Origin of the sequence: Nocardioides sp. NPDC057772, from assembly GCF_042798075.1 — a bacterium.
In the GTDB taxonomy this organism is placed as follows: Bacteria; Actinomycetota; Actinomycetes; order Propionibacteriales; family Nocardioidaceae; genus Nocardioides.
The window spans coordinates 1-8,403 of record NZ_JBHVKN010000215.1 but is presented as its reverse complement, the minus strand read 5'-3'; the positions used below and the strand labels follow the sequence as shown (position 1 = coordinate 8,403).

The following is an 8,403-nucleotide window of genomic DNA, read 5'->3' as shown; positions in this document are numbered from 1 at the left end:
CTCGGGGCGCATCGTCACCACCAGCCCTTCCCGGACTCTCGCGGCATCGAGTTCACCCAGGCGAGCAGCGATCCGTACACGATCCGATAGTTCCTCGCGCCCTCGCCGATGAAGACGCGGTCAAGATCACCGAGTGAGATGGCCTGACGGATCGCATGCTCAGGGAGGCTGAGCATCCAGGCGGCCTCCCTGACCGTGATGAGGATCTTCTCGTCGTACGGATCGCTAACGTTGCCGGGGAACAGTGAGTCTCCCGCCGGTCTGCCTCCCTTGCGTCGTTTGCCGACTGGCGAGTCGACGGTGAGGCCGACCTCGGGCTTGGCCTCCTTCTTGTTCGCAGGCCGTTCGCGTTCCGGTGTCGTTGCGGGCGCCTTGGAAGCAGGCTCGGGTTCCGTCCAGAAGTGACCGGGCGGGTACGCCCCATGCTCGACGTAATAGCGGCCGGCATCGGTGAGCGTTGCATGCCATCGTGGTCCACGGCCCTTGATCTTGACGAGCCTTCGCCTCTCGAGGGCGCGTGCGGTCAGTCGCTGTGGGTTCGTCGCTTCGACGGCCGGGGGCTCCGTCGAAAGCCAGTTGAGCACGGCCACCTGGGTGCCGTTGAGTCGTGTTGTCACGTGCCCTGAGCCTAAGGCGATGAATCGGGGACTATCGAGGAGAAACCGCGGGGTGACGAGCTCCCGCCCCACCTCGTCTGCGAGGCCGCGAACCAAGGACTGCTGCAAGGTGCCGCGCAGATGCTGCTGACATCCGTCGCTAAGGCTTCCAGAGGGGTAAGGGACTGCGGAGGAATCCCCTGGCTCCCCAGAGGACGGAGTTCTTCCGGAGTATCGGCTGGGTCACAAGCCGAGTGTCGATGGGCCAGTGTGTCCCGCGGACTCGTGTCGTGGCGGCAGCGGGGCACGCGGGGTGAGTTTGCGGACGCGGTAGGTCAGTGCAGAGACGGGCTGGCCCTTTGGCAACGGACCGCTGGCCAAGGCACGGTCGAGCAGTCCGCGGGCGTCGTGGCCGCGGCGATGGAGCGTGTCGAGCTCGCGAGCGAGTTCGATGGCCTCGCCCCTGGCGTGGTCGTCTAGGGCCTGAATCCCTGTCCGGTGGATGATCAGCTCGTGCCAGCGCTGGACCGAGGTGTCGTAGCGGCCGGTGAGCTGCCGTAGAAGGTGGCGTTGGAACCGGGCGGCGATCGGGTCGTTGACCGCTGGCCCGGTCGGGCGTGGATCGTCCTCGGGCACCCCGTGGGCGGCCCTCCACAGCGCGACGGTGTCGTGGAGGTCGCCGAGGACATCGGCATACCGAGGCATCCAGGCGGGACGCTTCCCGTGCTCCATCGCAGCCGGTGCGTCGGCGCGGTGCGCGTGGTTGAGGAAGCCGTCTGCGGTCACCTCGACGTGCCGGGCGCGCGCGGCCAGGTAGGGACCCCACGACTCGTCGCGCGCGAGACCCGCGGGAACTGAAGGGAGCCAGGGGAGCGGGCCCTCGCCCGCCGCCTCGAGGACGTCCTCCCAACTACTACCGAGCAGCCGTTGTGCTCCGCTGGTGACCGCGTCGGCATAGCGTACGGAGGCCTCGTGGAGCTGGGTGGACCAGCTGCGGCCGCGGCGCAGCGTCGTGGTGGCCGAGACCTCCGCGCCATCCCGAGCGACCACCTCGTCGAGCACCTGGATCGCGGTCAGCTGCTCCTCCAACCCGGGCAGCATGCACTGCTCCCGATCGGCGTCGACCGGGTCGACAGGTTCGAGCACGACGTGGACGTGGTTCTCGCGCCGGCCGCGGGTCAGCATCGTGTACAGCATCTGCCGGTCCTCGTGGCCGTCGACGATCCCGTGGACGACGTCGGTGGTGAGGCCCTGTGCGGTGTGGACGGTTGAGGCGTAGCCGAGTTCGACATGGTCGGCCACGTAGTCGGCAGGCAGCACCACCTTCAGGCCGGTGGTGGCGTGGCGGACGGTCAACGCGTCGCGGCGGATGCGGGTGATGGTCCAGCGGTCACCGTTCTTGACCCAGTCGGTCCCGGCGACAGCCAGGCGGCGCTGGTTGTGACGGGTGATGATCGTGTCCCCGACGGATGCCTGGTTGCCATCGGCCAGCTCGACCTCGACCCGCGGCGCGATACCCGCGAGACGGCGGGATCGAGCCCTGTGGTTGAGAGTGGCGACGAGGTCTCGCGTGGGCGCCAGCATGAGTGCATCCAGCCCGTGATCTCGGTCCTGCTGCCATGAGGCCAGAACCTCGATCAGTGTGGTGTCCTCGTCGCCGGTGTGGACGCGGTCGTGGTCGAGATAGAACCCGATCGCGCCTCGATCGCCGCCGCGAAGGTCCAGGGAAGCGGCGGCCTCGCCGGGATCGATGAACCGTACGACCTCCTCGAGCCGGTCGGCACCGTGCCAGTGGGCGATGTCGCGCAGCACGCCACCGGCGCCCACGGCGGAGAGCTGCCGGTCATCGCCCAGGAGCCGGATCGTGGCACCGCGTGAGAGGCAGAAGGCAACGACCCGGTCGAGCGTTAATGTGTCGGCCATCCCAGCCTCGTCGATCACCACGAGGGTCTCGGGCCCGATGCGGGTGCTCAGCCCGCTATGACGGCGGCGCCCGGTATCGGTTGGCTGGGTGAGGACCTCGTCGTCGATCTTCGCGAGGGTCTCGCACGGCAGGCCGGTAGCGTCCTGGAGCACCTTCGCTGCGGCCGCGGACGGTGCCAGCCCGATCGCGTCATAGCCGTTGGTCGTCCAGACCGCCGCCAGCACCCTGACCGCTGTGGTCTTCCCAGACCCCGCAGGGGCCAGTGCGAGCCGGACCCGGTGGCCGCCACCGGCCAGCGCATGCACCAGTGCGCGTTGCCCGTTATTGAGGCGCACCCCGGCGACCTTGCTGGCGGCCAGGACGATGTCGATCTCCTCAACAGAGAACGCGAAGTCGCTGCCCAAGCCGGCCGCGTCGGCCAGCCGCTGTTCGGCTTGAAGGATCCGCTGGCTGGTGTAGCGGTCGGCACCGGTATGCCGGTAGACGCTGGTTCCGTCCGATCGTCTTAGGCCACTCGGTTGGCGAAGATCGGTCCTCCGCGCGACGGGATCGTCGTCAGGGGTGAGCTGCACCGACATCTCCACGGCGGCTGCGACGACCTCATCGGTCATCGCGGGTAGGTCCGCGGCGGCGACCCGACCAGATGCTGTGGCTCGCACCTGTCGCTCGGCTTCGGCCCGCAGGTGCCAGCTTTGCCAGGTCGCCCGATGGGTCTCGAGCTCAGCGATGACGGCGACTGCCGTTGCTTGGATCACGCGTGTGTCGACGACCTCGGTAGATGCCGGTCGGCGAACCGCAGCCGACACATCCAGTGCTTCGTGGATCATCGCGGCGAGGGTCGACTCGCTGCCCAAGAACTCCGATGCCTGGCGGCGCCAGATTCGTCGCTGATCGGCCTCGGCGCGCGGCTCGTGCTTGGGGGCACGTGTCTCGAGATTGGCCTGCTGAACCAGCCTGAGTCGTTCCGGCTCGGTCGGTGGTCGACGGTGCTCGCCGACGAACATAGTCACCAGGTCGTCCTCGCGGCGGTCGATGTCCCGGGCCCGCCGCGACCACATTCGACACAGCCCGGCTGAGACACCCACGATCTCGCGGATCGGGCGCCGCTCCCGAGGCCCGGTGCGTTCGTCGAACGTGACACCGAGCGCTTCGCCGAGCCGATACTCGAGCGCGGTGTTGTACGTCTCCGAGATCGCCACCGTGTGCTGGAACAACACCCGCCCGTAGACCGTCAGCCACTTACCTGAGTACTTCGCCTGCACCTTGTTCGCGACCGCGACATGAGTGTGTAAGTCCGGGTCACCGGCACGGGAGTCCCGGTGCCGGAACGCCGCCGCGATCAAGCCACGAGTCTCGACCTGCCGCGCCCCATCGGCCCCTTCCCGGGTGAACAACACCTCGCGCTCGACATACGCCAACGCGTCCTGAACCGCGGCATCGTGCGCCCGCTCGATCACCCGAGCAATCTCAGGTGGCGCGACCGCCCACAGCGCCGAGACCGACTTCACCGGACTGAACGTCAGGTCGAACCCAGCCACCCCGTCCGACCGCGTCCGCCGACCCAGCGGCCGCCCAGTGATGGGATGTTCCCCGACACCGAACAGATGCCCCATCTGCCCGGCCGTCACCACATCGCCCGAGTCGATCCCGTCCGGGCCGGCGAACACGGCGAGCCCCGACCCCACCCACTGGCCCGGTGCCTCGCCCTTGGCCTCGTAGTAATCAGCCAACGCGGTGCCGCCCAGCTCGGTGGAGTCGCCCGCCGCGACCTGCCGGGTCAGGTACTCGTACCCCGATCCCGCGGCCAACTTGTGGATCGTCATGGTCACGCACCCCAGGGGGCGACGGAGGCCCGCGAGTGGCCGAGGGGAGCGGGAATGAAAGAGGTCTGTCGGCTGGGATGGCTACGAGGTCATTCGGGACGAGTTTGCTCGGCTGGCTGGCCGGGGCGTCTGCTCCCGGTCATGGGCGAAGCTCGTGCTGTCCGGGAACGCTGATCTGGTTGCAGATGTCACGGATTGCGTTGGCGACCAGTTCGGGGTCATCGCGTTGCACATAGTGCCCACCGACTTGGGCGGTGATGAGGTCGCCGCCCAGACGTTCTGCCAGGGCAGCCTGATACTTCTGCCAGCGGTCGTCGAGCTCGGCGAGTGTGTAGGGCTGCCAGAAGTCAGGCGTCTTGGACTCCAGCCACCGGCCGGGCCGGCTCGCCACGACAACAGTCGGGCGCATCGGCACCGACTCGCGGATCTGTTCTAGATCGCGGACCGATGCGGCCATGTCGAAGGGGATCGTTCCCGGTCCCTCACCGTCGTCGATCACCGGATGGCCGACGTCGAGGAATAGTTGAGCGTCGCTCGCGTCCACGAAGACAAGCCCTGCCGTCTCGCCCGGCCATTCGGCCGCGAAGACTTCACAGATCAACCCGCCAAACGAGTGGCCCACCAGCACCCACGGCGGGTCGATCTCGGCTGCGGAGAGCAGTGCGTGCAGTTCGTGCGCTGCCGCACGGACGCCACGAGGCTCTGTGGCTGGGGCAGGGTCGCTCCCTCCCAGGCCAGGACGTGCGTAGCAGAAGAGCGGCAGCCCGGACAGAAGCGGGATCACTTCGTCGAAGCCGTCGCTGCTGTGGTCACCTGTGCCGGAGACGAGGACCACGGCGGGTCCGCCGACGCCGTCAATTGTCGTATCGACCTTGAGACGGTGGTCCCCGACACTGAACAGTCCGGCAGTCATGACCGCGATGGTACAGCGAGCGTTCTTGCACCTCCAGGATCTAAACTGCATCAGACTGCATAGGAGCCCGGGACCATTTCCGGGTTGGAAGGATCCCCGTGGAACTGTCACCGATCCAACGACGTCGAGCGCTCGGCGCGGAGTTGCGCCGCCTTCGCAGCGCTGCCGGGCTGTCTGGAATGCAGTTGGGTGCGCAGCTCGGAACATCTCAGGCGAGGGTCTCCCGCGTCGAGACCAGCGTGACGGTGAAACCGAGCATCGACTTGGTCACACGATGGCTGGACGTTGTCAAAGCCGATAAGGACGAACGCACCAAGGTTCTAAGACTGGCCGAGTCTGTACTCACCGAGGTAGGCAGTTGGCAGGCCGTTCACCGAGGCACCCTTGAACAGCGCCAAAGGCAACTGCTGGCCATGGACGACCTTGCCTCCGAGATCCGCCACTTCCAGCCCTTCCTCGTGCCCGGCCCACTCCAGACTCCCGAGTACGCCAAGGCGGTGATCGAGGCATCGCACCTCACCGCGAACACCGACGTCGACGCAGCGGTGGCGGCCCGCATGGAACGCGGCGAGCGGTTGCGCGACCCGAATATCGACGGTCCCGCCTATCACGTGGTCGTGACCGAGACGGCAGCCCGTTGGGTGCCCATGGCACAACATGACGTTCGTCTGCGCCAGTGGGCGCATCTGGCCGAGTTCGCGCAAGCGCCGAGGGTGACGATCCAGGTGATTCCTCAGGACGCACCGATGTCGATGCCGCCTTTGAGCGGCTTCGTGTGGGTCAAGTTCCGTGACTATGAGGAGCAGGTTCAGATCGAGACGCCGAGCCACGGCGTCACCGTCGCAGGAACGGACGACCTCAAGATCTACGCCATCGTCTGGGAGCAGATGCTTCGCGCGGCGCTTTCGCCCGAGGAGTCTCAGACCTGGCTTAGCCTGCTAGCGCAGGACCAAGTGGCACCACCTCAACAAGAAGGAGACTGATCATGCTGAGCCCTGACCGACCCGCCTTGGAAGAGTTCTTCAACTGGCGCAAGGCCGACACCAGTGGCAACGACGGCGGCTGCGTCGAGGTTGCCAACGGCCCACGAGGCTGGAAGGCCGTGCGCGACTCAACTGACCCGACCGGGCCCGCACTGATCTTCAACGCCCACGAATGGGCTTGCTTCCTCGACGGAGCCCGAAAGGGCGAGTTCGACCGCTAGGAGCAGGTGCTAGTCGTTGCCATTCATCGTATAGAACTGCATAATCAACTATGCAGTTCTATACGATGGAGGCGAAAAGCAGTGGCGACAACCGTCGACGAGCACGCAGTCCAGTGGCGACCGGTCTCGGTGCTCGTATGAGAGCCCGTCAGGCAAGCCCCGGACGACCACGACACATCCCGACCACCAGCACTGCATCACCACGCGACCAGGTGCTCAACGCGGCCGCAGAGCTGTTCGTAGCTCGGGGGTTTGCCGCTACCTCGACCCGGGAGATTGCGGAACGGGTCGGCATTCGGCAGGCCAGCTTGTATTACCACTTCGCCGGGAAGGACGAGATCCTCGCTGAGCTCCTGCAACGCTCCGTACGCCCCACGGTCGACAAGGTTGCCAAGATCGAGGCCTTGGTCCCACCCGAGACCCACGAGACCGCGCTCTACCTGCTCGCCCTCATCGACGTCCGCACGCTGGCAGAGGCGCCCCACAACGAGGGCATCCTCTACGGGCAGGCCGATGTGGCCAACAGCGAGGTCTACGCCGAGTTCCGCGATGCACGTCAAGAACTCATCGACGCGTACGGCCGGCTCGGCCTGCAGATCGCCTCACCCAGCGTCGCCGCCGACCTCGACGTCCGAGATCTCGGCGAGATGCTGATGCACTCGGTCGAGGTCGTCACCGCAATCCGCAGCGCTGGGCGGACGGTGACCCCCACGCGTGCGCATCGCATTGCCGCGGCGGCCCTGAGGACGTGCGACGTACCCAAGGAGACCATCGCCAACGCAGCCTCGGCGGCTACCGAACTCCTTGCCGAATTCCACCACGAAACCACCATCGCCCTGGCGGACCGCACCCCTTAGATCTCCTTGCCGGCCCGTCGCCTCACGCCTTGTTTAGCGGGATCTGGCGCAGCCGTCGAGGTAAGGGATGTGTGGGGGGAAGCTGCGGCCCCCGGCGGGGGCCTTATCGCTACGCAGCCCGCTCGCCCGCTCCGGGTCCTGAGGTCGAGCCGGAGCTGTGCCTTCGCTCATACTCCGTCAGTCCGCCGGGTAGAACTCCTTCGGGCAGGTCTCACCGGCACAGCTCGCGTACTTCTTGTCGAGCTGGCGTAGCTCGGCCAGTTCGGTGGCGTATTCGGGGAGCAGCGCGAGCGAGCGGATCTGGTAGGGGTCGTCGGCGAGGTTGTAGAGCTCCTCGCTGTCGTCGGGGTAGCGGACGTAGGTCCAGTCGGCGAAGCGGATTCCGGAGTAGAGCTGATGGTGGCCGTCGCTGACCCGCCAGGCGGAGAGCGGGAGCACCCGGTTCTGTGCGGGGGCGTCGAGCCAGGGCATGATGTTGACGCCGTCCTGGGTCCGTCCCGGCTCGGCGCCCGCGACCGCCATGATCGTGGTGGCGAGGTCGGGGTTGCCGATGCCGGTGGCCAGGCTCCGCCCGGCCGGGATGCCCGGCCCGCGCAGGATCACCGGGATCCGCAGTGTCTCCTGGTAGTGCCTCAGCTTGCCGTCGATGTTGTGCCCGCCGGTGGTATAGCCGTTGTCCGAGGTGAAGATGACGATCGTGTTGTCGAGCTGGCCGGTCTCCTTCAGGCGGAGTACGTGACTGGCGACGGCGCGGTCGACGGCCTGGACGGCCTCGACGCGCTGCTCATACGCAACCCTCAGCTCGGCACGCTTCTGCGGATCTAGGGTCTTGCTCGCGGGCGAGAGGGGCGGGGCATCGGTTGGGGTGCGGAACATGTAGGGGAGATCAGGTAGCTCGAGACCGTCGAAGGTGTGCTGGTCCTCGGCCGCCGGCCGGGTCGTGCTGGTGCCCTCGGGGTCGTCCTTCTCCCGCGGTCCGCCGTGATGGGGTGCCACGTAGTTGAGCCACAGGTACCACGGCTTGTCGGCGCGCTCGGGCGCCGAGATCATCTCGTTGGCCTGGTCCCGCATGACGTAGGTCGTGTA

At 67.0% G+C, this 8,403-nt stretch carries 7 protein-coding genes; 3 read left to right on the top strand and 4 right to left on the bottom strand.

Going from position 1 to position 8,403, the window contains the following annotated elements:
• Positions 1-14: 14 nt before the first annotated feature.
• From ACFVJS_RS23875 to ACFVJS_RS23865, 3 genes are all read right to left on the bottom strand, one after another.
• Positions 15-713, bottom strand: coding sequence for an excisionase (locus ACFVJS_RS23875; protein ID WP_378885696.1), 699 nt, complete (start codon positions 711-713; stop codon positions 15-17).
• Positions 714-839: 126 nt separating this feature from the next.
• Positions 840-4,343 carry a MobF family relaxase gene (mobF, locus tag ACFVJS_RS23870; RefSeq protein ID WP_378885695.1) on the bottom strand — a complete coding sequence of 1,168 codons (3,504 nt, stop codon included), beginning with the start codon at positions 4,341-4,343 and terminating at the stop codon, positions 840-842.
• 139 nt (positions 4,344-4,482) lie between these two features.
• Positions 4,483-5,256 (bottom strand): alpha/beta fold hydrolase, encoded by a 774-nt coding sequence (locus tag ACFVJS_RS23865; RefSeq protein ID WP_378885693.1) that lies wholly within the window; start codon positions 5,254-5,256, stop codon positions 4,483-4,485.
• A gap of 98 nt (positions 5,257-5,354) precedes the next feature.
• Between ACFVJS_RS23865 and ACFVJS_RS23860 the strand changes: the two genes are divergently transcribed.
• The 3 genes from ACFVJS_RS23860 (at position 5,355) to ACFVJS_RS23850 (ending at position 7,317) form a co-directional block, all read left to right on the top strand.
• Positions 5,355-6,239: a helix-turn-helix domain-containing protein gene (locus ACFVJS_RS23860; protein WP_378885691.1), complete on the top strand. Its 885-nt coding sequence runs from the start codon at positions 5,355-5,357 to the stop codon at positions 6,237-6,239.
• A gap of 2 nt (positions 6,240-6,241) precedes the next feature.
• The gene (locus tag ACFVJS_RS23855) at positions 6,242-6,460 is read left to right on the top strand and encodes a DUF397 domain-containing protein (protein WP_378885690.1); all 219 of its coding nucleotides are present in this window, start codon (positions 6,242-6,244) and stop codon (positions 6,458-6,460) included.
• A gap of 212 nt (positions 6,461-6,672) precedes the next feature.
• Positions 6,673-7,317 (top strand): TetR/AcrR family transcriptional regulator, encoded by a 645-nt coding sequence (locus ACFVJS_RS23850; protein WP_378885688.1) that lies wholly within the window; start codon positions 6,673-6,675, stop codon positions 7,315-7,317.
• Positions 7,318-7,494: 177 nt separating this feature from the next.
• Here the strand turns inward: ACFVJS_RS23850 and ACFVJS_RS23845 are convergent.
• A partial coding sequence (locus tag ACFVJS_RS23845; protein WP_378885687.1) for a sulfatase-like hydrolase/transferase occupies positions 7,495-8,403 on the bottom strand: 909 nt, incomplete at its 5' end.